This is a genomic window from Constrictibacter sp. MBR-5, from assembly GCF_040549485.1.
Taxonomy (GTDB): domain Bacteria; phylum Pseudomonadota; class Alphaproteobacteria; order JAJUGE01; family JAJUGE01; genus Constrictibacter.
Genome location: NZ_JBEPTK010000021.1, coordinates 41,089 through 67,178, shown reverse-complemented (window position 1 = coordinate 67,178; position 26,090 = coordinate 41,089). Strand labels below are relative to the sequence as shown.

The 26,090-nt window shown below is 63.9% G+C and carries 32 protein-coding genes, 1 tRNA gene and 1 pseudogene; 26 read left to right on the top strand and 8 right to left on the bottom strand.

Annotated features, from left to right (window positions below; translation table 11 throughout):
• Nucleotides 1-30: 30 nt before the first annotated feature.
• Nucleotides 31-171: transfer RNA gene (locus ABIE65_RS25550), tRNA-Gly, on the bottom strand.
• 43 nt (nucleotides 172-214) lie between these two features.
• Nucleotides 215-643, bottom strand: a complete 429-nt coding sequence (locus ABIE65_RS25545; protein WP_354081607.1) for a hypothetical protein — start codon at nucleotides 641-643, stop codon at nucleotides 215-217.
• 395 nt (nucleotides 644-1,038) lie between these two features.
• On the opposite strand from ABIE65_RS25545, the gene ABIE65_RS25540 reads away from it, so the two are divergent.
• The gene (locus tag ABIE65_RS25540) at nucleotides 1,039-1,704 is read left to right on the top strand and encodes an SOS response-associated peptidase (protein WP_354081606.1); all 666 of its coding nucleotides are present in this window, start codon (nucleotides 1,039-1,041) and stop codon (nucleotides 1,702-1,704) included.
• Nucleotides 1,705-1,935: 231 nt separating this feature from the next.
• Here the strand turns inward: ABIE65_RS25540 and ABIE65_RS25535 are convergent, their stop codons facing one another.
• Nucleotides 1,936-2,337, bottom strand: a complete 402-nt coding sequence (locus ABIE65_RS25535) for a MerR family transcriptional regulator (RefSeq protein ID WP_354081605.1) — start codon at nucleotides 2,335-2,337, stop codon at nucleotides 1,936-1,938.
• Between the two features lie 47 nt (nucleotides 2,338-2,384).
• Here ABIE65_RS25535 and ABIE65_RS25530 point away from each other — a divergent pair, with 47 nt between their 5' ends.
• From ABIE65_RS25530 to ABIE65_RS25515, 3 genes are all read left to right on the top strand, one after another.
• Nucleotides 2,385-2,795, top strand: coding sequence for a mercuric transporter MerT family protein (locus ABIE65_RS25530; protein WP_354081604.1), 411 nt, complete (start codon nucleotides 2,385-2,387; stop codon nucleotides 2,793-2,795).
• 189 nt (nucleotides 2,796-2,984) lie between these two features.
• The gene (locus ABIE65_RS25520; protein WP_502918575.1) at nucleotides 2,985-3,230 is read left to right on the top strand and encodes a GDCCVxC domain-containing (seleno)protein; all 246 of its coding nucleotides are present in this window, start codon (nucleotides 2,985-2,987) and stop codon (nucleotides 3,228-3,230) included.
• A gap of 10 nt (nucleotides 3,231-3,240) precedes the next feature.
• Nucleotides 3,241-4,590 carry a dihydrolipoyl dehydrogenase family protein gene (locus ABIE65_RS25515; protein ID WP_354081603.1) on the top strand — a complete coding sequence of 450 codons (1,350 nt, stop codon included), beginning with the start codon at nucleotides 3,241-3,243 and terminating at the stop codon, nucleotides 4,588-4,590.
• Between the two features lie 241 nt (nucleotides 4,591-4,831).
• Here ABIE65_RS25515 and ABIE65_RS25510 read toward each other — a convergent pair whose 3' ends face one another.
• Nucleotides 4,832-5,035, bottom strand: coding sequence for a hypothetical protein (locus ABIE65_RS25510; RefSeq protein ID WP_354081602.1), 204 nt, complete (start codon nucleotides 5,033-5,035; stop codon nucleotides 4,832-4,834).
• 233 nt (nucleotides 5,036-5,268) lie between these two features.
• Here ABIE65_RS25510 and ABIE65_RS25505 point away from each other — a divergent pair, with 233 nt between their 5' ends.
• From ABIE65_RS25505 to ABIE65_RS25495, 3 genes are read left to right on the top strand one after another with little or no spacing between them, the layout of a single operon-like run.
• Nucleotides 5,269-5,493, top strand: a complete 225-nt coding sequence (locus ABIE65_RS25505) for a hypothetical protein (protein ID WP_354081601.1) — start codon at nucleotides 5,269-5,271, stop codon at nucleotides 5,491-5,493.
• A complete protein-coding gene (locus ABIE65_RS25500) occupies nucleotides 5,490-5,858 on the top strand; it encodes a hypothetical protein (protein ID WP_354081600.1) in 369 nt (122 codons plus the stop codon). The genes ABIE65_RS25505 and ABIE65_RS25500 overlap by 4 nt, the downstream gene beginning before the upstream one ends.
• Before the next feature lie 33 nt (nucleotides 5,859-5,891).
• Nucleotides 5,892-6,551 (top strand): hypothetical protein, encoded by a 660-nt coding sequence (locus ABIE65_RS25495; RefSeq protein ID WP_354081599.1) that lies wholly within the window; start codon nucleotides 5,892-5,894, stop codon nucleotides 6,549-6,551.
• 11 nt (nucleotides 6,552-6,562) lie between these two features.
• On the opposite strand, the gene ABIE65_RS25490 is transcribed toward ABIE65_RS25495, so the two are convergent.
• Entirely contained in the window at nucleotides 6,563-9,295 is a 2,733-nt protein-coding gene (locus ABIE65_RS25490) for a response regulator (protein WP_354081598.1), read from the bottom strand.
• A 511-nt stretch (nucleotides 9,296-9,806) separates the two neighbouring features.
• Here ABIE65_RS25490 and ABIE65_RS25485 point away from each other — a divergent pair.
• Nucleotides 9,807-10,589, top strand: a complete 783-nt coding sequence (locus tag ABIE65_RS25485) for an SOS response-associated peptidase (protein ID WP_502918577.1) — start codon at nucleotides 9,807-9,809, stop codon at nucleotides 10,587-10,589.
• On the opposite strand, the gene ABIE65_RS25480 is transcribed toward ABIE65_RS25485, so the two are convergent.
• The gene (locus tag ABIE65_RS25480; protein WP_354081597.1) at nucleotides 10,567-10,992 is read right to left on the bottom strand and encodes a MerR family DNA-binding protein; all 426 of its coding nucleotides are present in this window, start codon (nucleotides 10,990-10,992) and stop codon (nucleotides 10,567-10,569) included. The genes ABIE65_RS25485 and ABIE65_RS25480 overlap by 23 nt on opposite strands.
• Before the next feature lie 53 nt (nucleotides 10,993-11,045).
• Between ABIE65_RS25480 and ABIE65_RS25475 the strand changes: the two genes are divergently transcribed.
• Complete coding sequence (locus ABIE65_RS25475) at nucleotides 11,046-11,831, top strand: glutaredoxin family protein (protein WP_354081596.1); 786 nt, start codon at nucleotides 11,046-11,048, stop codon at nucleotides 11,829-11,831.
• Nucleotides 11,832-12,280: 449 nt separating this feature from the next.
• Nucleotides 12,281-13,003: pseudogene (locus ABIE65_RS25470) on the top strand (IS3 family transposase); the annotation flags it as partial.
• A 30-nt stretch (nucleotides 13,004-13,033) separates the two neighbouring features.
• Here ABIE65_RS25470 and ABIE65_RS25465 read toward each other — a convergent pair.
• The gene (locus tag ABIE65_RS25465; protein WP_354081594.1) at nucleotides 13,034-13,735 is read right to left on the bottom strand and encodes an HAD-IC family P-type ATPase; all 702 of its coding nucleotides are present in this window, start codon (nucleotides 13,733-13,735) and stop codon (nucleotides 13,034-13,036) included.
• 6 nt (nucleotides 13,736-13,741) lie between these two features.
• Nucleotides 13,742-15,487, bottom strand: coding sequence for a heavy metal translocating P-type ATPase (locus tag ABIE65_RS25460; protein WP_354081593.1), 1,746 nt, complete (start codon nucleotides 15,485-15,487; stop codon nucleotides 13,742-13,744).
• Nucleotides 15,488-15,630: 143 nt separating this feature from the next.
• Between ABIE65_RS25460 and cueR the strand changes: the two genes are divergently transcribed.
• The 16 genes from cueR (at nucleotide 15,631) to ABIE65_RS25380 (ending at nucleotide 26,090) form a co-directional block, all read left to right on the top strand.
• The gene (cueR, locus tag ABIE65_RS25455) at nucleotides 15,631-16,026 is read left to right on the top strand and encodes a Cu(I)-responsive transcriptional regulator (protein WP_354081592.1); all 396 of its coding nucleotides are present in this window, start codon (nucleotides 15,631-15,633) and stop codon (nucleotides 16,024-16,026) included.
• A gap of 89 nt (nucleotides 16,027-16,115) precedes the next feature.
• Nucleotides 16,116-16,460: a hypothetical protein gene (locus tag ABIE65_RS25450; RefSeq protein ID WP_354081591.1), complete on the top strand. Its 345-nt coding sequence runs from the start codon at nucleotides 16,116-16,118 to the stop codon at nucleotides 16,458-16,460.
• A 138-nt stretch (nucleotides 16,461-16,598) separates the two neighbouring features.
• Entirely contained in the window at nucleotides 16,599-17,531 is a 933-nt protein-coding gene (locus tag ABIE65_RS25445) for a hypothetical protein (protein ID WP_354081590.1), read from the top strand.
• Entirely contained in the window at nucleotides 17,507-18,046 is a 540-nt protein-coding gene (locus ABIE65_RS25440) for a DUF411 domain-containing protein (RefSeq protein WP_354081589.1), read from the top strand. Before ABIE65_RS25445 ends, ABIE65_RS25440 begins: the two co-directional genes overlap by 25 nt.
• 132 nt (nucleotides 18,047-18,178) lie before the next feature.
• Entirely contained in the window at nucleotides 18,179-18,664 is a 486-nt protein-coding gene (locus tag ABIE65_RS25435; protein WP_354081588.1) for a c-type cytochrome, read from the top strand.
• Entirely contained in the window at nucleotides 18,661-19,239 is a 579-nt protein-coding gene (locus tag ABIE65_RS25430) for a DsbE family thiol:disulfide interchange protein (protein WP_354081587.1), read from the top strand. The genes ABIE65_RS25435 and ABIE65_RS25430 overlap by 4 nt, the downstream gene beginning before the upstream one ends.
• Nucleotides 19,236-19,574 (top strand): thioredoxin domain-containing protein, encoded by a 339-nt coding sequence (locus tag ABIE65_RS25425; protein ID WP_354081586.1) that lies wholly within the window; start codon nucleotides 19,236-19,238, stop codon nucleotides 19,572-19,574. The genes ABIE65_RS25430 and ABIE65_RS25425 overlap by 4 nt, the downstream gene beginning before the upstream one ends.
• A gap of 3 nt (nucleotides 19,575-19,577) precedes the next feature.
• Nucleotides 19,578-19,853, top strand: a complete 276-nt coding sequence (locus ABIE65_RS25420; RefSeq protein ID WP_354081585.1) for a hypothetical protein — start codon at nucleotides 19,578-19,580, stop codon at nucleotides 19,851-19,853.
• A gap of 23 nt (nucleotides 19,854-19,876) precedes the next feature.
• Nucleotides 19,877-20,155, top strand: coding sequence for a hypothetical protein (locus ABIE65_RS25415; protein WP_354081584.1), 279 nt, complete (start codon nucleotides 19,877-19,879; stop codon nucleotides 20,153-20,155).
• Between the two features lie 53 nt (nucleotides 20,156-20,208).
• Nucleotides 20,209-20,865 carry an SCO family protein gene (locus ABIE65_RS25410; RefSeq protein WP_354081583.1) on the top strand — a complete coding sequence of 219 codons (657 nt, stop codon included), beginning with the start codon at nucleotides 20,209-20,211 and terminating at the stop codon, nucleotides 20,863-20,865.
• A complete protein-coding gene (locus tag ABIE65_RS25405; RefSeq protein WP_354081582.1) occupies nucleotides 20,862-21,305 on the top strand; it encodes a copper chaperone PCu(A)C in 444 nt (147 codons plus the stop codon). The genes ABIE65_RS25410 and ABIE65_RS25405 overlap by 4 nt, the downstream gene beginning before the upstream one ends.
• Nucleotides 21,302-21,916: a hypothetical protein gene (locus tag ABIE65_RS25400; RefSeq protein ID WP_354081581.1), complete on the top strand. Its 615-nt coding sequence runs from the start codon at nucleotides 21,302-21,304 to the stop codon at nucleotides 21,914-21,916. Before ABIE65_RS25405 ends, ABIE65_RS25400 begins: the two co-directional genes overlap by 4 nt.
• Before the next feature lie 59 nt (nucleotides 21,917-21,975).
• The gene (locus tag ABIE65_RS25395) at nucleotides 21,976-22,404 is read left to right on the top strand and encodes a hypothetical protein (protein WP_354081580.1); all 429 of its coding nucleotides are present in this window, start codon (nucleotides 21,976-21,978) and stop codon (nucleotides 22,402-22,404) included.
• Nucleotides 22,401-23,132, top strand: coding sequence for a cytochrome c biogenesis CcdA family protein (locus ABIE65_RS25390; RefSeq protein ID WP_354081579.1), 732 nt, complete (start codon nucleotides 22,401-22,403; stop codon nucleotides 23,130-23,132). The genes ABIE65_RS25395 and ABIE65_RS25390 overlap by 4 nt, the downstream gene beginning before the upstream one ends.
• Before the next feature lie 661 nt (nucleotides 23,133-23,793).
• A complete protein-coding gene (locus tag ABIE65_RS25385; RefSeq protein ID WP_354081578.1) occupies nucleotides 23,794-24,342 on the top strand; it encodes a cupredoxin domain-containing protein in 549 nt (182 codons plus the stop codon).
• Nucleotides 24,342-26,090: a copper resistance system multicopper oxidase gene (locus ABIE65_RS25380; protein ID WP_354081577.1), complete on the top strand. Its 1,749-nt coding sequence runs from the start codon at nucleotides 24,342-24,344 to the stop codon at nucleotides 26,088-26,090. Before ABIE65_RS25385 ends, ABIE65_RS25380 begins: the two co-directional genes overlap by 1 nt.

Below are 26,090 nucleotides of genomic sequence, written 5' to 3'. Positions count from 1 at the left end.
GGCTAGCGCCTTGATATTGCTCCGAAAACTTGGAGCGGGAGAAGGGATTCGAACCCTCGACCCTCACGTTGGCAAGGTAAGGGGCGAGGATTTTCTCTTTTCTCATCAATGGCTTACAGGCCGATTTCTGGCTGTGCAGGAAGTGTGCATGACCGCCCTGCCCACTTCCGCGCCAAGTATTCGCACGCGGGAGGGGGACAGGCTGAAGTAATGGTCAGGCAGCCGCCTTGCGCGTCGTCTTCTCCCGTGCCTGGGCGATCTGCGCGTCGAACTCGCCCGCACCGACGGCGTCGCGCAGCTTCTCGAAGATGGCGACGACGTCCGACAGCGCCGTTCCGCACTCGAAAGCGGTCAGGTTCTTACCGGACAGATCGACCGGGCCATTGCCGAAGCGGACTTCGCCGAAGAACTTCCCGTCGGCCTCAAACCACCACGGACGCGGCTTGACGGCCTGGGTGACCTTCCCCTTCTCGCCCTTCTTGTAGACGCGCCTTTCTACCGTGAAGGTCTCGCCGCGCAGCGTCGCCTGCGCCAGCGTAATCTGCTCACTGAGTGCCGCCACGATGACGTCGCGCGGGGTGCGCTGGCGAGCGCTCATCGACGTCGAGCGGGTCACTTCTGCGAACTTCAGCTTGATCGGCATCTTGCCCTCCATGTCGTTCCTGGCTGGTAGGACGTCTATCCCGGTTCCGGGATTCGTCAACTATTGGCAAGAGATCCGGAAGCCTCTCCGTGTGGAGGCCCATTCAGTCGCCAGACGCACCAGCCCCTCCGCCGCAAACTTGCGGGACTGATCCTGAGATGGCCCGCCAACCCCGCTTCGGAAATTGGCTGATCGGCCGACTGCCGAGAGGCGTCACCGAACTGATGCGATGTTTTCCAGGAAACATCATGCGACAGCGGCTCCGCGCCTTGGCAGCAAGGTATCCCCTACACACCTCCTGGCAGTTCACACGCCCACGGTTCAGCGGCTGGCGGACGAATAGCCTAACCAGCGAGACCGTCGACGAGATTGCAGCGCCGCGATAGCCTTGCAGCATGTGCAATCTCTACTCCCAGACGAAAGGTCAGCAGGCGATCATCGCGCTGACGAAGTCCATGCGGGACAGCGTCGGCAACCTCCCTCCCCTACCTGGTATCTTTCCGGACTACTCGGCCCCGATCGTGCGCACCGGCATCGACGGTGCGCGCGAACTCAGCCGCGCCAGATGGGGTATGCCGTCTCCAGCCTTCGCGCTCGAAGGCAAGAAGGTCGACAAGGGAGTGACGAACATCCGGCGCGTCGCCAGCCCCCACTGGCGCAGGTGGCTCGGCCCCTCCTCGCGCTGCTTGGTCCCCTTCACGTCGTTCTCGGAACCAGAGCGGCTGCCAGACGGCAAGTCGCAGCCGGTATGGTTCGCCTTGGACGAGAGCCGGCCGCTCGCCTTCTTTGCCGGCGTCTGGACGAACTGGACGTCGACCCGGAAAATCGCCGAGGGGCCAGTCACCTGCGATCTCTTCGGCTTCCTCACCACGGACGCCAATCGCGAGGTGGGCACTATCCACCCCAAGGCGATGCCGGTGATCCTGACGGAGCCGGACGAATGGGAAATCTGGCTGGCGGCACCGTGGTCCGAAGCCTCCGCGCTCCAGCGCCCGCTGCAGGACGGCGCCCTGTCGATCGTCGCTCGGGGTGAGAAGAAGGACGAAGCTGGAGCCGCGTAGTGTACTTGACATGTTCCAATGTGCCGCGTCGGATGCGGCATGTCCGGTATCCGCCTCAGCGATAACCCCCAGTACGATCTCTACGGAAGCTGCGGCAATTTCGGGCCGGGGCCGCCGTGCCGATATTCGGCCAAGCTCGACCGTGCTGCACTCTTGGAGCGCTTCGGCGATATGGAATTGGGCGATTTCCGCCGTAGCCGTGCGGTCACGAAACGCACCCATTTTGAACGCCTATTCGCCGCTCAAGGCCTCGATAATGGGACATTCTGGGGCTGTCCCGCCCTCGCAGCGGGCGGCCGTCTCGGCAAGCGTCCGTTCCATGCGGCGGAGATCAGCAATCTTGCGCCGGACATCCTTCAGGTGAACGAGAACGGCTTCCTGTATCTCGCCGCAGGTGCAGCCGTCTTCGACGAGGCCAAGCAAGTTACGAACTTCATTGAGAGTAAAGCCTAATTCGCGGCTGCGCCGGACGAAGAGAAGCCGCTTGAGATGACCGTCTGGGTACAGCCGGTGCCCGCCCTCAGTGCGCGGCGGCGGCGAAAGAAGTCCGATGCGCTCGTAATAGCGGATTGTCTCGATATTGAAGCCACTCCGGCGCGAAAGCTCGCCGATGCCGAAATCCCGCTTTGCCATCCAGAAATTCCTTCTTGAATCTGTAGCTGCTACAGGTTTTAGCATGGATGACTATGAAGGATTGGGTCAACAGAATGGCGGGTATGGGCGCGGCGCTGCTCAGCCTGTCCACGGGTATGGGCGCGGTCGCCGCCTCGTCCTGCTGCGCCCTACCTCTGGCTCTCTCGGCCGCCGGATTCGGGGGGGCATGGCTCGGCGGGATAAGCGGGCTGGGCGTCTACCGGCTCTGGTTCCTGACAGCGGCGGCAATCGCCCTCGCCGTAGGCTGGATCGTCGTCCTGGGGCGGCGCATGGCCGCCTGCACGGCGGACGGCGCATGCGCTCGGCCGGCACAGGGCTGGCTGACCTACGGCATGCTCGGCCTGTCCACGCTGCTGGTCGGCGTGGCCGCTGCGTGGGGCTGGATTGAGCCCACCGTCATGTCCGCGCTGCTGCGGCTTACGGAGAGGCCAGGGTGAACAACCGAAAAATACTAAAGGTCGGTACTATCGGCACGGCCATAGCGGCCCTGTGCTGCTTCACCCTGATACTGCTGATCCTACTCGGTGCGGTGGGGCTATCGGCGCTCGTCGGCTAGCTGGACATCGTTTTGCTGCCCGCCCTCGCGGTGTTCGGCGGATCACGATTTACGCACGCTGGAGAAAGCAATGGACGGCATGAGGACGGAACTGCAATCAACACTCACCTGCCCGGTCTGCGGGCATCGGAAAACCGAAACCATGCCCACTGACGCCTGCCAGTTCTTCTACGACTGCAAGGGCTGCGGGACACTGCTGCGGCCGCACTCCGGCGATTGCTGCGTGTTCTGCTCGTTCGGCTCGGTCCCGTGTCCGCCAGTGCAGGAGGCGCGGCGGGTGGGGCCGGCGGACGGAACCTGTTGCGCAACTACCTAGTTGGTGGGCGATGGCTGAAAAATTCGATCTCATCGTAATCGGGACAGGCACGGCGGCGCGGGTTGCGGCCATGCGCTGTCGTGCGGCCGGTTGGACTGTGGCCGTGATCGACTGCCGCCCGTTCGGGGGCACCTGCGCCCTGCGCGGCTGCGACCCGAAAAAGATGCTCGTGGGCGGGGCCTTGGCCTTCGACCACGCCCGGCGCTTGGACGGCAAGGGGATCGCGCCGGACGGGCTACATATCAACTGGCCGGAGTTGATCGCTTTCAAGCGCGGCTTCACCGATCTCGTTCCCGGTAGGCACGAGCATAGCTATGCCGAAAAGGGCATCGCTGCCTTCCACGGGCAGGCCCGCTTCACCGGCCGCAACAGCATCGAAGTCGAGGGTACGGCGCTCGAAGCCCCGCATATCCTGATTGCTTCCGGGGCAAAGCCGGTCACGCTCGGCATTCCGGGCGAAGAACACCTTATTACGAACGAGGAATTTCTTGCGCTCGAAGCCCTGCCGCAGCGGATTGTGATGGTCGGCGGCGGCTATATCGCCGCCGAGTTCTCGCACATTGCGACGCGGGCGGGGGCGCGGGTGACGGTCCTGCAACGGGGCGAGCGGATGCTCACCAATTTCGAGCCCGAACTGGTCGGCTGGCTGATGGAGAAGTTCCGGGCGGTAGGGATCAACGTGCGCACCGGAACAACCGTCGAAGGTATCGAAAAGACCGGGACCGGATACCGGGTGAACGTCTCTTCGGGAGGACAGGCCGCTACCGTCGAAACTGATCTGATCGTACATGCGGCAGGCCGCGCGCCCGCCCTCGATGCGCTTGATCCGGAAGCTGCCGGGGTAGCGGTGAAGGATGGCCGGTTGCAACTCAACGAATACCTGCAAAGCGTCTCGAACCCGGCCGTTTATGCGGCGGGCGATGCCGCGCAGGCAGGGCCGCCGCTGACGCCCGTGTCGAGCCATGACGCCAAGGCGGTTGTGGCGAACCTGCTCGAAGGGAACCGGCACAAGCCCGATTATCGCGGTGTCCCGAGCGTCGCGTTTACAATCCCACCCATTGCGGCCGTTGGCCTGAGCGAAGCGGCGGCGCGCCAGAAGGGCCTTCGGTTCCGGGTGCAGACACAGAAGGCGTCCGACTGGTTCACGGCCCGGCAAACGGCTGAGCCGGTCTACGGCTTCAAGGTGATGGTCGAAGACGGGAGCGAACGCGTCCTTGGCGCTCACCTCGTCGGGCCACATGCCGATGAAGTGATTAACCTATTCGCTCTAGCGATCCGCCACAGACTGACGGCTGAGGCGCTGAAATCCACGATGTTCGCCTACCCGACCGGTGCCTCTGACATCGGTTACATGCTGTAGAGGCTGCTTGCGCCTCCGGTAGGTGACTACCCGCCTTTTCCACCACACACGGCCCCCTTCAGCGCACGCACCCGAGGAAGGAGTTTACCGTGCACTGCCCATAGTGCCCACCATGTGCCTATGAGCGGACGGCCTTCGGAACAGCCTCGTCGCCGAGGTGATAGGCGAATTCGATTTCCAGCGAGCCGTCATCAAGGAGTTCCGCTGAGCCCGTGCCGCGAACCTCGTCGCCCTCATCGAATCACACCCAGATGTAGTAGATCATCGACCGGCCATACTCGACATCGATCGTCGCCTGCATCGCGCCGAAGGCGAGTTCTCCGCGACCGTCACGGCGAATGACGAGCCGAGCCGGGCCAGTCAGATCGAGGTACTCGCGATCCCAACAATCGGCTTCCGTGATCCGCCACGTGCCGACAATGAGGCATTCACTCGGGAGATTCATCGCACTCCGCCGCCAGTTCGATCGACATCATTCGATCCTGCCATCGAAGTGGGACTGCCGCAGTCGACCCTACGGGCAACATTCAGATTACCAACTGATCCGTGATCTCGACCTCTGCCCAAACGTGCCCTCGCCCCAATCAGTCTGCCCCTATAGGGTCGGATGACAATTCTAGGAGCACGATGATGGCCGGGATGAGAGAGCTATACCGTAGCCCGCAGGGGGACTGCTCGTTGCTCGCGCGCGACCCAGCAAACGATGCTGCATTCGTGCTTCATGAGCCCAACGCATCGTCGGGCGGCCAACCTTCCAGGATCGAGATCGGCGCCTTCCTGCGCGCTGACGCAAACGGACCCGAGCATCAGGCGCTTCTGCGTCTGATCGGCTCCCTGGTGGAAGGCTTCGCATCGCCGGACGACGAAAGGTCGTCCGCATTCGGAAGTGCGCAATCGACATGAGCCTGGGGCTGGACCTGCTCGGCGAAACAGCCGGAAACAGCTTGCCTGTGATGCCTAACAGGACATCGAAGACCGGTAAGCAGACAACAGTGACGTCAGTCGGAAGCGTAGCGCGCCATCAGGTCGACCAGAAATTGCCAGTGGTCGGAGCCGAAGCCAATGGGATGGAAGTCCATCCGGCCGTCCAGTCGGTGGCAGATGCCGCCATGCGGTTGGACGAAGGCGAGGAAGGCTTCACGGTCGGGTCGGGAATGCAAAAGGTCATCATGCGGCTATTTATTGCCTCGGATATGCCCGCTGCCGACCAGCAAGGTACCTTCGGATTATCGGTCACAGCGCGCAAGATGACGGCTGCAGCGATCTGACGGCGCGGTATCCACTGCACGGGAGCGACGACGTTGCAAATCGTATCGACCATCCGCTCTCATGCACCTTCCCCGCTTCGGGCACAGCGGCTGAGGGAATCGCAGGCCGCTCATGCTCCTGCGATCTTGCTCACCGGCACGCTCGGCCAGTCCGGGCAGAGCGCCGACGGTTTGCTATCGCCCATCCAGGCCGATGAATCCCTCACCGTCCTTGCCGGCGACATCAAGCGGGCGCTCGACCCGGTGACCCTGTCTGCCCTCAAGGGCCTGCCGAAACAGGCCCTGGTCCAGATCGACCCCAAACTCGGCCCATTCTATGACGGGGCGATGCTGATGATCGGCGACATCCACCTCATCCGGCGCTGGATGGAGCGGGATGACGAAGAGCCGGTGACACTCGTACTCGATACCGTCGGCACCGCCCTCAAGCATGCGGACTTCGCAGCGCAGTTCGTGCCGGCTCTCGGTGACTACGCGCCCTGGATCAAGACGGCAGGTGTGATCGTCAGCGTCGGGCAGAAGACGCTCAAGGCGATCGTCGAGTTCGATGATCCGGCTGACGAGACCTTTGTCGCGGCGCTCCAGCGCGCATCCGCCGTTCGACAGTTGGGCAGCCCCGGATCAGGTAGCGCAGTTCGCCGACAGGTCGAAGCCGCATCCTTTCCCAGTCCACCATTCTCAGGCGGGTTATAAGCGGGAATTTATCAGCCTACCGACGAAGATTTTTCAAGGGCAGCCAGCTTCTGCATAAGCGTCGCGGCATTGATCGGCTTGGAGATGTAGTCGTTCATACCGGCAGCGATGCAGTCCTCGCGAACACCTTTCATCGCATGCGCGGTGAGTGCGATCACATGCACGGCATTGCGCGGCGCCGGCAGCTCGCGGATACGCTTGGTCGCGTCAGTCCCGTTGAGAACGGGCATCTGCAGATCCATCAGCACGACGTCATAGTCGGCTGTGCGCGCAGCCGCGACCGCCTGCTCGCCGTTCTCGACGATGTCGACCAGATAGTTGCTCGTTCCCAGGAAAGCCATGACGACCATCTGATTGATCTGATTGTCCTCGGCCAGGAGAATCCGGAACGCCGGACGGGCCACCCTCGACGGCGGCAGTGCCACATCCACTCGGCCATTCTGCTGTCGCGCGGCTGCCGGTGGTGCCACGTCTACGATCCGCACGAGGGTATCGAGCAGTGTCTGCTCTCGGAGAGGTTTCGCCAGTATGGCGTCGACTATGCCGTGCATCTCTGAAGGAACGCCCATCGAACCGGCCGAGGAAGAGATCAGCAGCTTCGTCCGGTCGATGCCGGTCATGCCGCGTATCCGCCGGGCAAGATCGTCCCCCGACATGCCGGGCATCATCTGGTCGAGGATCGCCAGATCGAATGGTCGGCCCTCGGCGCGCGCCCGTTCGAGTACCTCCAGCGCCTCCGGCCCATCCGCCACCGCCGTCGGCTGCATGCCGAACCCGGTGAGCTGCCGCGTCAGGATGCGTCGGTTCATCTCGATGTCATCGACGATCAGTGCCCGAAGCCCCCGCAACGCCTCGGGTGACAGACGCTGCGTGCTCACCGCACCGGCTGCCGCCGGCAACGGGATATCGAACCAGAACCGGCTTCCTGTTCCGGGTTGACTGTCCACACCGATGCTCCCTCCCATCAGCTCGACCAACTGCCGACTGATGGAAAGCCCGAGACCGGTGCCGCCGTAACGTCGTGTCACCGTGTTGTCGGCCTGGACGAAATTCTGGAACAGGCTGTTGCGCACGTCGTCCGCGAATCCGACCCCGGTGTCGATGACCTCGAAGCGGATCATCGCCGATCCATCGACCGGCTCCCGCGCGAAGACCTCGACGGCAACACCGCCCTTCTCGGTGAACTTCACGGCATTACCAACGAGGTTGAGCAGCACCTGACGAACGCGGAGCGGGTCGCCGCGAAAGAACCCGTGAGCCGATTGGTCGACGTAACCCGTGAGATCGATCGCCTTCTCATACGCCTTCGGGCCGAGGAGGTTGACCGCGCCCTCGACGAGGTCGGCCAGTTCGAAGTCCAGGACTTCGAGTTCGAACTTCCCCGCCTCCAGCTTGGACACATCGAGAATATCGTCGATGAGGGAAAGCAGCGCCTCGGCGCTGTCGTTCACCGCTGTGGCAAATTCGCGTTGATCGTCCGACAGCTCCGTCTTCAGGAGGAGACCGTTCATTCCGAGAATGCCGTTCATCGGGGTGCGGATCTCGTGGCTCATATTCGCCAGGAACTGTGACTTGGCCTCGTTCGCATGCTCCGCCGCGTCCTTCTCGGCCTGCAGTATCTGCTCCGCCACTCGCAGCTCCGTCACGTCCCTGAAGATCACGTGGATACGCAGAACCTGACCCAGGACGCCGACCTCGACATTCATGTCGCAGAAGATCCGACGGATCTCTCCGTCCGGACGCATCAAGCGGAAGTCTCCGGGCCGGGGTCGCCGGCCACTCTCCGCGATCGAGAGCGCCCTACGTGCCAGCGCCCGGTCATCTGGATGAACCATCTCAATGACCTTGTAGGTGTCGGGTGAGAACGTATCTGGATCCAGACCCACGATCCGATAGAACTCGGCCGACCATTCCTCCCGGCCCGTCACCAGGTCGCGCTCGGAACTACCGATCGCCGCGACCTGTTGAGCACGCTCCAGGTGATGACGGATTCGGCGCAATTGGTCTGTACTTTCCTGGAGCGCCCCTTCGGCCGCGATCTGCGCCGTGACGTCGACGCTGACGCCACGAAAGCCCTGAAAGGCGCCGTCCTTGTAGTAGGGCACGCCGCTCGCCCGGAGATAACGTGCCCGATCGTCCTTGAGGTGGATGCGGTGGACATAGTTGCGATAGGGTCTACGCGCCGCGAGGGTGTTCATCCATTCCTGGAAGCCCTCCGGATGATATGTTCGGTCCGTCGCCGGCCCCGGCCACTCGGTTTGGAACTCTGTCAGCGTCACGATGCCGTTCTCACGCTTCGGCACGAAGATCCTGATCTGACCTTCCGGCGCGCCGTGCAGTTCATGAAAGACATCCGACACCGCGCTCATCATGTCGAGGTAGCGCTCCCGCTCCTCGATCAGCGCGTTCTGGGCCGCCCGCCGCTCTGTCTGATCGACGCCGATGAGAAGGCTCGTGCCCGTCGGCAGGTCACGTACGACGGATAGCTGGAGCCAGCACGTCTTCCCCGCTCCGTCATGGAATGCCAGTTCGGCTGTCCTACGCGTTTCGAGAAGTTCGTCGAGCCTCAGCGGCTCCAACGCGATGGTACGCAAGGCATGACCAGAGAGGCTCTCGGCGTCACAGGCGAAACATGCTGCAGCGGCAACGTTGGCGGTGACGATCAGACCCTGATCATCGACGACCAGCGCCGGCATCGGTAATCGACCGATCAACTCAAATCCCGAAGCGAGTTCGCGGGCCATCTCATGGTTCCAAGGGAACGTCGCCTACCCGGCACCGTCGATGGCGCTGGGCCGCGTCACCCATTTGGCACTCTGGGCCGAACAGGTTGCAGGGACATTAATCGGTGGGAGACGGCCCCGACATCTGCGCCCCTCCCCGCCGCCGTGGCTGGCCTGGGGATGATGCTGCTGGACAACGACGGACCAACCGAAGTGTGCGAGCGAGGAGCCTGATCCGACACGGTCCGATGTTTCCAGGAAACATCGTGCCACAGCGGCGTCGTGCCTTGCCAAGAAGGTATCCCCTACACGCCTGCTGGCAGTTCACACGCCCCCGATTCGAGCGGCTGACCGACGAACAGCTAACCCGACATCAGCGACACCGGTCGACCAGATTGCAGCGCTGAGATAGCGTGCGTTATGTGCAATCTCTATTCCCAGATCAAGGGTCAGCAGGCGATCATCGCGTTGACGAAGTCTATGCGGGACAACCTCGGCAACCTCCCTCCCCTGCCCGGCATCTTCCCGGACTATTCGGCCCCGATCGTGCGCACCGGCGTTTGACGGAACGCGCGAACTGAGCCGCGCCAGATGGGGCATGCCGTCACCGGCCTTCGCACTAGAAGGCAAGAAGGTCGACAAGGGCGTGACGAACATCCGGCGCGTCGCCAGCCCCCACTGGCGCAGGTGGCTCGGCCCCTCCTCGCGCTGCTTGGTCCCCTTCACGTCGTTCTCGGAACCAGAGCGGCTGCCAGACGGCAAGTCGCAGCCGGTATGGTTCGCCTTGGACGAGAGCCGGCCGCTCGCCTTCTTTGCCGGCGTCTGGACGAACTGGACGTCGACCCGGAAGGTCGCCGAGGGGCCAGTCATCGGCGATCTGTTTGGACTCCTCACCACGGGCGCCAATCGCGAGTTGGGTGCTATCCACCCGAAGGCGATGCCGGTAATCCTGACGGAGCCGCACGAATGGGAGGCGTGGCTGTCGGCCCCGTCCGCGGAAGCCTGTACGCTCCAGCGCCCGCTGCCGGATGGCGCCTTGTCGATGGTTGCTCGGGGTGGGAAGAAGGACGAGAATGAGCCAACCCCCACTCGCGCTAGCGGTTCGCTCTTGGCCGAATTCTACCGGACACTGACGTGCTGGCGCTACGTGCGAACGCCAGTCGGGATCGACGCTTATCGCGCGATACCCCCATTGAAACGCCCTGTCGCGCCGGTCTTTCCCAAATCGCTGTCAACAACGCCGCGTTACGCCGCGCGCGGCGGTTGTTTGGAACTTCACCTGAGCGGCGCGCTCACTCGGGTTCGAAGGCCGTGATGATGGGGCAGGGTCCGGCAGACCCGGAACTGCACTCGTGCGCCAGGCGCGCAAGCGCATCGCGCGCGGCCTTCAGCTCGGCAATTTTGGCATCCAGTGCGGCGACACGCTCTGTCGCAAGCTCGCGCGCACGGGCACGCTCCTCGGTGGCATCCAGTGCGATCAGCTCCGCAATCTGCTCAAGCATGAACCCCGCCCCCTGGGCGGAACGGATAAAGCGAAGCCTGCGGACAGCCTCCTCGCCATAGCGCCGGACCCCGCTGCCGAACCCTGGGTGCTCAGGGCGTTCGGGGGTCTCCAGCAATCCGCGCCGCTGATAGTACCGCACTGTTTCGACGCCGACGCCACCCTCACGGGCCAGCCCGGCAATAGTCCGCTCTTTCGCCTCTTGATTCCGTACCATAGTACGGACCCTATATCAGTGGCAGCTCGAAACCACCAAGAAAGCTGCTCAATATGACCGCCACCACACTCCAACCGCGCCAGGCCACGCTCTACCGCATGGTCATGGACAACCATCTCTGCCCCTATGGGCTGAAAACCAAGGACCTGCTGCGTCGCCAAGGCTTCACGGTCGAAGACAAATGGCTGACCTCCCGCGAGGCGACGGACGCGTTCAGGGCGGAGCATGGCGTCAAAACGACGCCGCAGACCTTCATCGGCGGCAAACGAATCGGTGGCTATGACGAGCTGCGCCGCTATCTCGGCAAGCCGGTCGCCGATCCGAAGGCCACCACTTACAAGCCGGTCATCGCGCTCTTCAGCGTCACGGCACTGATGGCGCTCGCGGTCAGCTATGCAGTCTACGGCACCCCATTCACGGTGCGCGCGGCCGAGTGGTTCATCGGCTTCAGCATGGCCGTGCTGGCGCTCCTGAAGCTCCAGAATGTCGAGAGCTTCGCGACGATGTTCCTGAACTACGACCTGCTGGCGAAGCGGTGGGTGCCTTACTCCTACATCTACCCGTTCGCCGAAGGTCTGGCGGGCGTGTTGATGATCGCCGGCGCGCTTAGCTGGCTGTCGGTGCCGGTCGCCCTGTTCATCGGCACGGTGGGCGCGGTCTCGGTGTTCAAGGCCGTCTACATCGACCGGCGCGAGCTGAAATGTGCCTGCGTCGGCGGGTCGAGCAACGTCCCGCTCGGGTTCGTGTCGCTGACCGAGAACGTGATGATGGTCGCAATGGCGATCTGGATGGCGCTCGCCGCGTTCGGCGTGCCGGTCGGTTTGGTCCACGCCGGCTGAGATTGGCGGTTACCGTAAGCCGCTGCTGGCCGGCACGAGGAGCTGCTGCGCAAGCTTACCACCACGCGCATGGGCATTCCGCTCGCCAAGATCCGGGAGGAACTGGTCGAGCGCGGGACGCGCCCGGTTCGCTGACGACGATCTAGTCAACGCTGAGAAGGCCCGGCCTGTCACACAAAAAGTGGTTGAGGGCCGCCGAGTAGGACCGGCCCGATGTTGCTGCACACCACAGACCCTGGCGGATCTGGCAGCGCTTCATGAATCCCACCTCCTTCTTGTTCCACGACGAGACCGGCGCTACTACCAATATGGTCCGCCGCTACGGCTGGGGTCCGAAGGGCGAGCGCCTGGTAGATGTGGCCCCGCACGGGCACTGGAAGACGATCCCCGATCTGGTCGGGGCGCGCCCCGACCACGGACGAACAGAACCGGGTGGGTCAGATTTAAACCGGCGCTACGAAGACAACCGGGTCAGATTTGCAGCGGCGTTGACAGGCGTCAGCATGAACAAGAAGAAGCTCTTCCGGCTCTACCGCGAGGAGGGCCTGGCGGTACGCAGGCGGCGTGGCCGCAAGCGCGCCACCGGCACGCGGGCGCCGATGGCGCTGCCGGACGGCCCCAACCAGCGCTGGAGCCTGGACTTCGTGGCTGACACGCTGAGCTGGGGCCGCAGGTTCCGGATCCTCTGCATCGTCGACGACTTTACGCGCGAGGCCCTGGCGCTGGTCGTCGACACCTCGATCGGCGGCCATCGCATGGCCCGTGAGCTGGACGCCCGGCGCGGCCGGCCTGCGGCCATCGTCAGCGACAACGGGACCGAGATGACCAGCAGGGCCATGCTGCAATGGACCAACCGCACCGGCGTCGACTGGCACTACATCGCTCCAGGCAAACCCCAGCAGAACGGCTTCGTGGAAAGCTTCAACGGCAAACTGCGCGACGAGTGCCTGAACGAGGAAGTCTTCGCCACCCTGGCCGAGGCGCGGGCTGTAATCGAACGTTGGCGGCTCGACTACAACCACGTGCGCCCGCACTCGGCGCATGGCGGGCTGACGCCGGAAGCCGTGCGGCTGAACCTCACGGCCGGACGGCTGCGCAATCTCGAAGGCTCCGCCGCACAGCCGCTACCGCCGGCGCGGCAGATCAACTATCCACCCCCTGGGCTCTCATAATGATCGAGGGACTAGAGGGGGGCAGGTCAGTTAGAGTCGCACCGCGCGCAGCCGGAGTGCATTGGCAATGACGGAGACGGACGACAGGCTCATCGCCGCGGCAGCGAACATCGGTGAGATCAGGAGCCCGAAGAAGGGATAGAGCAGCCCGGCTGCGACCGGCACGCCAGCGGTATTGTAGATCATTGCGAAAAAGAGGTTCTGCCGGATATTGCGCATCGTGGCGCGCGACAGCCGCCGTGCCCTCACAATCCCGCCGAGATCGCCCTTGACCAGGGTGAAGCCGGCGCTCTCGATGGCCACGTCGGCGCCGGTGCCCATGGCGATTCCGACATCGGCCTGAGCGAGCGCCGGCGCATCGTTCACGCCATCCCCGGCCATCGCCACTTTGCTTCCTTCGGCCTGCAGCTCTCGAATGATCCGCGCCTTGTCCTCGGGCAGCACATCGGCGCGTATCTCGTCGATGCTGAGGCGGCCGGCAACGGCGCGCGCAGTGCGCTCATTGTCGCCCGTCGCCATGACGATCCGGAAGCCGAGCTCATGAAGCGCCTCGAGCGCGGCCGGCGTCGTGTCCTTGACTGGGTCGGCGACGCCCACGAGCCCTGCGATAGCTCCATCGAGGACCACGAACATGACGGTCTCGCCCTCGTCGCGCCGGGCGTTCGCGGTCTCGGTCGCAGCCGGCGTCTCGACCCCGAGCTCCGCCAGCATCCTGGCATTGCCCAGAGCCACCACTTTTCAGTCAACCACGCCTTTGACGCCCATCCCGGTGATCGCTTCGAACTGATCCGCCTTGGCGAGGCCCAGTCCGCGCGCCTCGGCGCCCCGGACAATGGCCTCAGCAAGGGGATGTTCGGACCCCCGCTCCAGGCTCGCCGCCAGACGCAGGATCTCCGCCTCGTCGTGCCCAGCCTCGGGCAGCACGGCGGAGAGCTCCGGCTTGCCGACCGTCAGCGCGCCGGTCTTGTCGACGATCAAAGTGTCCACTTTCTCGAAGGCTTCGAGCGCCTCCGCGTTCTTGATCAGCACCCCCGCCTGAGCGCCGCGCCCGGTTGCGGTCATGATCGACATTGGGGTGGCGAGCCCGAGGGCGCAGGGGCAGGCGATGATCAGCACGGCGATCGCTGAGACGAGGCCATAGGCAAGGGCCGGCGCGGGTCCCCAGATGGACCACGCGATGAAGGAAAGGACCGCAATCGCCATTACCGCCGGCACGAAGAAACCGGCTACCGCGTCGGCAAGCTTCTGGATCGGCGCGCGCGACCTCTGTGCAGCCGCCACCATCTCGACGATCTGCGCAAGCATCGTATCCTTGCCCACGCGCTTCGCCTCAATCACCAGACTTCCGGTCCCGTTGATTGTCGCGCCGGTAACCGGGTCGCCAGCGACCTTCTCGACCGGCACCGGCTCTCCGGTAAGCATGGACTCATCGACTGAAGATCGCCCCTCGACCACTTCACCGTCGACCGGCGCCTTGTCGCCAGGGCGGACCCGGAGGCGATCGCGAATCTGCACCTCTTCGAGCGGCACCTCCTCTTCGCTGCCGTCTGCACGAATGATGCGCGCGGTCTTCGCTGCGAGATCGAGCAGCGCCCGGATCGCGGAACCAGTCCGCTCGCGCGCACGCAGCTCAAGAACCTGGCCAAGGAGCACGAGAACCACGATGACCGCACCAGCCTCGAAATAGATGCCGACGTTCCCCTCCATGTCGCGGAATCCGCTCGGGAAAAGGCTGGGGGCGATCACGGCGACGGTGCTGAAACTCCACGCCGCCAAGATCCCCATGCTGATCAGGCTGAACATGTTGAGGTTTAGGCTGCGGAAACTCTTCCAGCCACGTACCAGGAACGGCCAGCCTGCCCAGAGGATCACTGGCGTCGCGAGAATCAGTTCGAGCCAGTGCGCGAGCCGTTCCCCTACCCAGGTGCGGATCGGCATCCCGACATAGCCGCCCATCGCCAGGAGGAGTACCGGTACCGTCAGCGCGGCCCCAATCCATAACCGGCGGGTGAAGTCGACCAGTTCGGGGTTCGGACCCTCGTCCCCCCGAGGCACGCCCTTCGGCTCGAGCGCCATCCCGCAGATCGGGCAGTCTCCGGGTCCGACCTGCTCGATCTCGGGGTGCATGGGACAGGTGTAGACCGTACCTGCCGGCATCGGCTCCGGCATCGGTTTCCCCTTCAGGTATGTCTCGGGCGCCGCGTCGAACTTCTCTTTGCAGCGAGCCGAGCAGAAGTAGAACTTCTGCCCCGAATGCGAGGACAGGTGTCTAGCCGTCGCCCGATCGACGGACATTCCGCAAACGGGATCCACGGCCTCAATGAAGTCGTCAGGCGATGCAGCGAACCTGGACCGGCACTTCTCGGAGCAGAAGTGGTAGACCTGACCCTCATACTCATGATGAGGGATGCTGGCATTCGGCTCGACGAGCATGCCGCAGACCGGATCTCTGGCCTCTCCCGTTGAAGAACGCGCAACATCCATCTTCGGTCCTCCGGTTGATACGCCTCGACGGGTAAAGCTTCCAGTCACTGGAATGTCAATGGGAAGATGCCGATTGCTCTTGACCTTCCAGCTAGTGGAACCTCTATGTGTTCGTTCAGGATAGAGCGATAGGTGTCGCGGCCATGAACATCGGTGATGTCTCGGAACGGAGCGGTCTGCCGGCTAAGACGATTCGATATTACGAGGACATCGGCCTCGTGCGGCCTATGCGAAGCGAAAATGGGTACCGGGATTTTGCGTCGCACGACCTACATAAGCTTGCGTTTCTGGGGCGCGCCCGATCTCTCGGATTCAGTATTGAGGAATGCCGGACCCTCCTATCACTTTACGAAGATCGCGAGAGATCGAGTTCAAGTGTCAAGGCGATCACCGAAAAGCATCTTGCTCGTATTGAGCAGAAGATCGTGGAGTTACAGGCGTTGAGCGCGACGCTTCGTGATCTCGTGACGCGCTGTCACGGCGACGATCGCCCCGACTGTCCAATCATGAACGATCTGGAAAACGCCGGAACGGCCTGACGCCCTCGATAATGCGGCCGTTCAGACGTTCAACCAATCGCGAGCACCACCGGATGGAAACCTGCCTCACTGCAGGATAAGCTTATCTCATGAACTTCGTGGCCCGCCTGATCATCGTTGCCGTACTCGCTGCATTCGCGGTGAGTTCGGTTGCGCATGCAGCGGGCTCTGCGGAGATGGCCGCCGCCACGATCGCCTGCGATGATGCTGCGACGCATATGTCCGATTGCGATGCCTGTGGCGACCTCGACGCGGGCGAAATGGGCGTTGCATGCGACTTCGTCTGCGGAGCGGGCGGCTTCGCGGCTGTGCTCGCACCGCAGGCATACGGCATCGTCTCGGCTCCCCGCGAGGCGCTTAGGGCGCCGGTGACGCAGGAGTTTTCCGGCGTTTCAAGCTCTCCAGCCAAACCGCCTCCTCGGACCCTCATCTGATCTGACGCCCGGCCGCACGAGCGCAGCCGGCACGTCATCCAGTGCCTCGGCGGCGCATGTGCCCCGATGCGCCGTCCTTCCCACGTTTGCGTGCCTTCCGGCCGCGGCGGAGGACCGAGGGTTTGATTAGGAGTTACCGTGCCCAGCCAATCGCATCCGCCGCTGACGCGCCGCATGTTTCTTTTATCGTCCGGCACCGCGGTCAGCGTGTTGGCGCTACCGAAGATTATGCTGGGCGCGGCGCCGGTAAAGCCAGCAGTGGTGGCGCTCGCCTTCGACGGTGACGCTGTGCTCGCCGCGGGTTCAGATCTGATCCGCAGCGATGACGGCGGAAGCTCGTGGACGGCGCTGCCGATCCCTGCCGCCGTCCTGGCTCTCGCAACGCACCGCGAGCAGCGCGGCCGCATCCTGGCCAGTCTCGCCTCCGGTGGCATCGCCCTGTCTGAAGATGGTGGACGCACCTGGGAAGGCCGTTCCCGCGGGCTCGCCGCGGGCAAAATTGACGCTGTGGCTCTCGCGGCGGGACGGCCCGATATGGCTTACGCCGCGGTCCGAGGCGACGGACTTTGGAAGAGTGAGGATGCTGGCCAAAGCTGGAGCCTCGCCATGGATCGCCCCTGGCTCAATGACGCCGAACGCGACCTTCTGGCGCTCGTCTCGGTCGATCTCGCCACGGGCATGGGTGGAATCTGGATCTATGCCGGCACCCCAGTGGGCCTGATCCGCGTTCCCGACTGCTTCTGCCGCTGGCAGGACGTCCAGCCGGGCAACGCGATGGACGCTCTGGTTTCCGGCGATGCTCCGCCATCGCAGGCGCCGCTTCCGGGGGGCGAGCCGATCCATGCGCTGGCGAGCGCGCCTTCCGCGCCCGAAACGGTTTACGCCGCGCTGCCGTCCGGCGTCTGGACCTCCCGCGACGGTGGCGTCGTCTGGTCTCAGCTTGCCGATCGGTTTGCCTCCGCAGTGGCGGTGCACCCAGCCAATGCTGACCACATCGTTGCCGCGCTGGATGGAGGCCTGATGCAGAGCCACAACGGCGGCGCCACTTGGTCCGCGCTCGCCGCCATCTAAGGGAATTCACCATGAAGAACGCTTTTGCATTTGTCTCAATCGCAGCTGTCGCGGTCGCTGGCGGTATCGCCTTCGCCACGCTGTCCTCGGCGCAGGATACGGGCCGGACGGTCACCAGCGACACGGCCGGCGCGGAACAGACCGTGCCCACCAAGAAGATCACGATCTGGCGCGACCCGAGCTGCGGCTGCTGTGACGCCTATGCCAAGTACCTCGAAGGGAACGGCTATCAGGTGACGCGCATCGACGACCCGAGCTTTGATCGGCGCTCCGTCGAAGTCGGGGTGCCGGAGCAGGGACTCGGCTGCCACCTAGCCGAGATCGACGGCTACTATGTCAGCGGCTTGGTCCCCGCCGAGATCATCGAGCGGCTGGTGACCGAGCGTCCGAAAATCGGCGGCATCACGCTCCCCGGCATGCCGGCAAACGCCCCCGGCATGGCGTCTAAGAAGACCGGCATGTTGAAGACCTACGCCTTCGGCGAGGGCGGGGTCACCGTCTATTCCAATGAGTGAGTGCATGATGGGAATGATGGACGGACCCATGATGGGCCTCATGATGGCGGGCGGCGGTCTTGTTCTGCTGCTTGTCCTCGCGGTCCTGGTGCTCAGCCTTGTTGCGCTGGTGAAGTACCTGCGGCGGCCGAAATGAAGCGCAGAGCAGTAGCCCTCGTCGGTGCCACTGCTGCGGGCTTGGTAGCCATCGCCGCGCTTGCACAACAACGAGGTGGCGAGACGCGCGTCGAAGGGCTCACCGTCCTCGGCAAGCCCGTGACAGCGGACGAAATCGCCCTTGGACAGAAATTCTATGCGGCAAACTGCGCGTCGTGCCACGGCGCCAAGCTCGAGGGTCAACCCGACTGGAAGCGCCGGCTCGACAGCGGCCGCATGCCGGCTCCGCCGCATGACGAAACCGGGCACACCTGGCACCACGCGGACCGGCAGCTCTTCACTATCACGAAGCTCGGGGTCGGCGGCGTCGTGCCAGGCTACGAGAGCGACATGCCCGCCTTTGAGGGCGTGCTGACGGACGGGGAAATTCGGGCGGTGCTCGCTTTCATCAAGAGCACATGGCCCGACCGCCAGCGTGCCTTACAGATGAACGTCACCGCAAAGGACGAGGGCGGATCATGAGTGCGGATGTCGAGCGAGAGCCTTGGCGCCGAGGGAGCCGGCTGGTTCTGCTTTTGCCGCTAGCGGTGTTCGGCCTGCTAGGTGCAGCCTTCTACTGGGGCCTCTGGAACAACGACGACCGATTACCCTCGACCCTGATCGATAAAGCGGTCCCGGAGTTCGCGCTCGCACCCATCGAAGGGCGGCAGGACGGCCTGTCCTCGGCAGACCTGCAGGGCCAGGTTTCCCTCGTTAATGTGTGGGCATCGTGGTGCGTCCCCTGCCGCATGGAGAACCCGCTTCTCGTGGAGTTGGCCGAAGCAGGCATCCTCCCAATCTACGGGATCAACTACAAGGACGCGCCCGAAGAAGCGCTGGCTTTCCTTAACGAGCTCGGCGACCCCTTCACTCGCATCGGAGTGGATAGATCGGGACGCGTCGCCATCGACTGGGGCGTCTACGGTTTGCCGGAGACGTTCGTGATCGATGCCGAAGGACGCATCGCCTACAAGCACGTCGGCCCCTTCGACCGGCGCGCGCTTGAGGAGGACATTCTGCCGGTCGTGCGCCGGTTGCAAGCGGAGCGCAGCTCATGAGGCGCCGCGACCTCCTTGCTGGCGTCCTTGCGCCCGCGGCGACCCCGGCTGTGGCCCGGGCGGCAACACCCCTGCACGGGGAGCTGTGCGATGTCCTGTCGCCGCCCTTCCTTGACGGGAATGGGCGGGGCCTGACGCTTGCGGATTTACGGGGGCAAGTCGCGCTCGCGAACATCTGGGCCATCTACTGCGCGCCATATCGCGAGGAGATGCCGACGACGATCTTGATCGACCGCGCACGGCGCGAGCGCGGGAGCCTTACCGGCCCCGCCGAACGGCACAGTCCTGAAACCGTCGCCCAAATCCGGCCGCTCATCAACGAATGGAGCCAGTAGACCATGTCGAAGACGACCACCATGTCCGCAAAACCCTGGGCCATCCCGCTGCGACTGCCTCTGGGCCGCCGAGGCCTGATGCTTGCCGCGATGGTGCTGATCGGCGCAGGTCTCGCCCTCAACTGGGGCTGGCTCACTGCCGTGGGTGCGGCGCCGCTAATTCTGAGCCTCGCCCCTTGCGCCGTCATGTGCGGGCTGGGGCTCTGCATGATGGGCGGCTCGAAATCTTGCGCGAGCAAGAGCAATCCGGCCGGAGAGCCGGACCCGACGAGGAAATAGCCAAACACCTTAAGGAGAAGATGATGAACACCACACGTAAGCTCGGCTTCGCTGCAACCGCTCTGGCGGTGCTCCTGACCACGGCCGCCCTTGCGCAGGAGGCCGGGGGCCAGATGTCCGGTCAGATGGTGCAGAACCAGGACGCCATGCCCGGCAGCATGATGGGCGGGGGCATGTCCGGGATGCAGGGCATGATGCCGATGATGCAGCAGATGGGACCGATGATGGAGACCTGCACCGAGATGATGCAGGCCATGACGGACCAGATGCAGGCGCCCAAAGCCGAGCCGCAGGAGGGCTGAGCCGTCACCCGCCCGGGCCGCGGCCCGGGCGGGCAACGGCCTGAGTTGGAACAATGACCGAAAACATCAGAACGCGCCGTCTACGGCGCACCCGGCTCGCGGTCTGGGGCGGCGCGGTGGTTCTCCTGCTTTCGGCAGGCGGCGCGCTGACGTTGCGCGCGTACATGGCGCCACAAGTACCCCAGGCGACCTCTTTCGGAGAAGCGGACATCCGCTCGGAGTTTTCACTGACGGATCATACCGGCCGTGCCGTGACGGAGGCTGATTTCGCCGGGAGATGGCAGCTCGTCTTCTTCGGCTTTACCCATTGTCCTGACATTTGCCCGACGACGTTGGCCTACATGGCAAGCGTGCTCGATCTGCTGGGCCCTCAAGCAGACCGCGTGGTGCCGCTCTTCATTACCGTCGATCCGGCGCGCGACACCGTCCCGGTGATGGCGGAATACGTCTCCACCTTCCATCCCCGCCTCGTCGGTTTGACCGGCACCGAGGCGCAGGTGGCCGACGCAGCGCAAAGCTTCCGGACCTGGTACGAGCGGGTCGAGGAGAAAACCGCGCCTGGCAATTACATGATGGCGCATGCCGGCCACATCTATCTGATGGATCCTGACGGGCGGTTGGAAGCTGTCTTCCGGGAACGCGACCAGCCGCCCGAGGCCGTCGCCGAGGAAGTCCTCATGCAGGTCGAAAAGGAAGAACAGCAGAAATGAAGTTGCTCGCTGCCTCCCTACTCACCTTAGCCATGCCGATGGTCGCGCAGGCTGAGATCCTTGTCACCGATCCTTGGGCCCGCGCCAGCATTCTCGCCTCCCGACTAGGCGCCGCCTACCTCACCCTGACCAGCAGTGAGGCCGATCGTTTGCTCCAAGTGACGAGTCCGGCAGCCGGACACGTGATGCTCCACGGGGTCGAGACCAATGCTGCGGGCGTAAGCCGCATGGTGAACATCCAAGGCCTGGACATTTCTCCCGGCACACCAGTGACGCTCGCCCCAGGCAACTCGCACCTGATGCTGATGGACCTATCGCGGAAACTCGAGGAGGGCGAGACCTTCCTCTTGACGCTGGTCTTCGAGGTCGCGGGCAAGCTGACGGTGGCGGTCCCGGTCCTCGGCCCCGGCGCGATGGGTCCCACAGAGGAACGGCCGTGAGATCAGTAGTCTTCCTCACGGCAGTGCTTCTTGCGGGCCGGGCCCTGGCTAACCATCCAGAAGACCGGCTCGACGAAGTCATGGCGGAGAAGGAGCCCGCTTTCGAGGCGACGGATGTCCGGCGTCCGCCGGATCTCGACGTCGTCGATGGTTCCGGCGAACCGTTCGATCTTGGCCGTCTCTCGGATCAGGTCGTGGTCCTGAGCTTCGCACCCGAAGGCTGCGGAGCGCCCTCCTGCGTTGCGCAGCAGGCGCTACTTGCTCGGGTCCGGGAGGCGGTGAACATCACACCGATGCGCGATTTGGTTACGTTCGTTGTGGTTGCCGAGGCCGGCGACGGCGGGGAGAACTCCACCGCGTCAAACATCATCACCGTCGAACCGTCCAAGGGCGCCACAGCCGCTTCCTTGGCCGCACGCTTTGCCGACCTTTCCTCGCGCGAAGGGATCAGCCCGAAGGCCCATGTGCTCGACCGCGGCGGGCGTCACGCCGGCATCTTCCACGGTGAGGAGTTCGGTTATGTGAGCATGGTCCTCTACATCAATGGCTTGAGCAACGCGCGCCCGCCTGAGCCGGGTCTTCTGGATCGTGTCTTGGGGCTGATCAGATGACGAGCGTGGCCATTCACGGAGCATCCGCACCAGAGTGGCTCCGGGTTCTCCGGAGATACATGCTGTTCTCGGCCGTCTTACATCTGATCTGGGAGATCGGCCACATCCCCCTCTACACCATCTGGCTGGAGGGAACCTGGGGCGACATTGCTTTCGCGATCGTGCATTGCACGGGAGGTGACATTCTCATCGCTATGAGCACGATGCTCTTGTCGCTCTTCCTGGTTGGGAATGCGGCGTGGCCTTTCGAACGGGTACGTCGGGTCCTGATCATGGCTGTGGCGTTCGGGGTTGCCTACACGGTCTTCAGTGAATGGCTGAACATCGTCGTTCGAGCGGCGTGGGCCTATCGGGACATCATGCCGGTCGTTCCGATCGTCGATACGGGTCTCACGCCGCTGCTGCAATGGGTGATCGTTCCCACTGTCGCCTACCTTGCGGCCCTGCGGCTCCCGCGAGGCGCTCTTGGAGTGCGGCCGGGCGCATGATGGTCGAGATCTCCCTCCTCGGAGTTTTAGCAACACTGCTGGCCGGCACGATTTCGTTCGTGTCCCCTTGCGTCCTGCCGCTGGTGCCGGGCTACGTTTCCTACATTGCGGGACGTACGGTGTCCGGCGGAGCGGCGCCGTCGCGAGCAAATGCAGTCTGGCTGAGCTTCTGCTTCGTCCTGGGTTTCTCGACCATCTTTCTCATCCTCGGCGCCTCGGCGACGGCCTTGGGGCAGGCGCTCCTCCGTTGGCGCTATGAGCTCAACCTCGTCGGCGGCGCCATTGTGAGCGTGTTCGGATTGTTCATGATCGGAGCGGCTCGTTTCTCCGCTATGGAGCGCGAGTTGCGGTTTCACCCCGATCTGCCAGGCGGACAGCCGGTCGCGTCCTATATTCTCGGGCTTGCCTTCGGCTTCGGTTGGACGCCCTGCATTGGTCCGATCCTTGGCGCCATCCTTACCGCCAGCGCCACGAGCGCAACGGTTGAAGAGGGCATCACCCTTTTGGCGGTCTACTCGGCTGGTCTCGGGGTTCCATTTCTGGTCGTGGCCGCGTTTACGGACAGCATCGCGGGAAAGCTGCGGGTCATCGGCCGAATCGGACGCCGCCTCCATCAGGTCGCTGGCGGAATAATGGTTCTGATGGGCCTCGCGATGGCGACCGGACGGCTTAGCGCCCTGTCCTACTGGCTGCTCGACGCCTTCCCGGCTCTAGGACGCATCGGGTGAATCGATGCGCCCGATAGCGTTATGCGCAACGAGACCGCATTCGCGTGCAGAAGAGGTTGAACCTGATCGAGCCTAGAGCTCGTCTTGACTTGTTGAGACGTAATCCCTAATATCATATCGTGAATCGTAATGTGCCGCATAGCGCGTGGCTCGCCGCGCTGCGAATGATGGGGCTGCTTTTCCTGATCGGAATCGCGGCTTTTGTGGCGTTTCCGGGTTCAGCGGCTGCGGCTACGCCGGATTCAGCTCTTCCCTGCCATGAGGCGACCGCCACAACGATGGACCATCACGGTGGCGCCATCGATCACGCGCATCAGGGTTCAAAAGCGCATCAGTCAGGTTCATGCTGCAGCATCGCGTCGTGCCATGCTGCGATGGAGACCATTCTTCCTGACCTCTATGCGCCAATCCCGGTGGCCGGTCGTATCGCTGGCGGGATGTCATGGATCTGGCAGGACGCGCGGTTCCGACTGGAGCGACCCCCCCGCCTCTCGATCTGAGTTGACCGCCGTACCGCGGCGGTCATGGGCCCTAGCCGGCCCGGACCAGCAAGCACTCCCATCGCTGATGCTGTGAGCGGATCCAAGAAGATCCGTCGCCCAGCCCATGGCGTGCTGCTCTGTCCTGTCGTTCACCATCCTGCTCAGGAAGAGGTACAACCATGCCTACCGCATCCATGCGCGCGTCCTTTGTGACCGCCACCCTTCTCGCCAGCGCTTTCGGCTTCACCACCCTCCCGGCCCAGGCCAGTCCCGGTCACGGCGAAAGCATCGGCGCCCCCGCCAAATCCAACCCCGCCACGCGCACGATCAATGTCGAGCTCGGCGACACGTTCTTCAAACCGACCGCGATCAAGGTACGCGCCGGCGAGACCATCCGCTTCGTGCTGACCAACAGCGGCGAGTTGCTGCACGAGTTCAACATCGGAACCGCCGTCACACACGCCGAGCATCAGAAGGAGATGATGGCGATGATGGAGGCGGGCATGCTGACCGCGACCGATATCGTCACCGATCACGCCAACATGGGCCATGGCGGCGGTGCCCATGGCGCGATGATGAAGCACGACGATCCCAACAGCGTGCTGCTGCGTCCGGGTGAGACCAAGGAGCTGATCTGGCGGTTCGCCGGCGGCATGACCCTGGAGTTCGCCTGCAATGTGCCCGGCCACTATGAGGCGGGCATGGTTGGCGAACTGAAGGTGCTGTGATGACCAGTTTGATCAGCCGCCGCGCTTTCCTTGCAGGAAGCGCGGCAGTGGGGGCGGCGGCGATGTTCGCCCCCCTATTCCCCGCCTGGGCCCGCAGCGGTACCCGTGGCATCGCTCCGGATATCTCGACGCTTTTCGGGGACAGGATCGCCCTGCGGATCGGTCGCAGTCCGTTCAGCGTCGGTGGCCGGACCGGCGAAGCGATCACCGTCAACGGCACGCTACCGGCGCCGCTGTTGCGCCTGCAGGAAGGGCGTACGGTCCGCCTCGACGTCACCAATACCCTGGACGAAGACAGCTCGATCCACTGGCATGGGCTGCTCCTGCCCTTCCAGATGGACGGGGTGCCGGGCATCAGCTTCCCCGGCATCCGGCCAGGTGAAACCTATCATTACGAGTTCCCGGTCAAGCAGGCGGGCACCTTCTGGTACCACAGCCATTCCGGTCTGCAGGAACAGCTCGGTCATTACGGGCCGATCATCATCGACCCAGCAACCCCCGATCCGGTGGCTTACGACCGGGAGCACGTGCTCGTGCTCTCGGACTGGAGCTTCATGCATCCGCACGCGATCATGACGACGCTGAAGCAGCAGGCCGGCTACTTCAACCGCCAGAACCTGACGCTGGCGGGTTTGTTCGAGCAGGATAACCCCGAACAGCAGATGGGGCTCAAAGGTCGCTCCATGTGGGCCGGGATGCGGATGGATCCGACCGATATCGCCGATATCACCGGCGCCACCTACACCTACCTGATCAACGGCCATGGACCCGAAGAGAACTGGACCGGGCTATTCCGGCCAGGCGAGCGGGTCCGGCTGCGCGTCATCAACGCCTCCGCCATGTCGATCTTCCATGTGCGCATCCCGGGCCTGCGCATGACCGTGGTCAATGCCGACGGAGAGAATGTCCGGCCGGTGACCGTCGAGGAGTTCCAGATCTCCGTCGCGGAAACCTATGACGTGATTGTGGAACCGACCGAGGATCGCGCCTTCACGATCGTCGCGGAATCGGTCGATCGGTCCGGCATGGCCCGTGGTACCCTGGCGCCGCGAATGGGCATGGCGGCCACCGTCCCGTCTTTGCGGCAACGTCCGACCCTCGGTATGGAGGATATGGGCATGGCCGGTATGGGGACCAGCATGGCCGGTATGGACCATGGGGCGATGGCCGGCATGGATCACGGCAGCATGAGCATGCGTGATCCCGCCAATGCCCCGCCCGACATGAAGGTCGGCGTCGGTGTCGACATGGTGGCGGCGATGCCGCAGGACCGAACTGGCCATCCCGGCCTCGGCCTGGAGAATGTCGGGCACCGCGTGCTGACCTATCGCGATCTGGTGGCACTCACCCCTAACCGCGACAGACGCCCGCCCTCTCGCGAGATGGAGATCCATCTCACCGGCAACATGGAACGTTTCATGTGGTCGTTCGATGGCCGCAAGTTCAGCGAGGTGGTCGAGCCGATCCGCTTTGCGCGCAACGAGCGTGTGCGCGTGACCCTGGTCAACGACACCATGATGCAGCACCCGATCCATCTGCACGGGCATTTCTTCGAACTGGTCAACGGCCATCCCGGCAGCCACCCCCTGAAGCACACCGTCAACGTGCTGCCGGGCAGCAAGGTGACCTTCGACCTGACGGCCGACGCCCCGGGCGACTGGGCGTTTCACTGCCATCTGCTGTTCCACATGCATGCCGGCATGTTCAACGTCGTGACCGTGCGGCCGCTCGATGGAGGCCCGGCATGA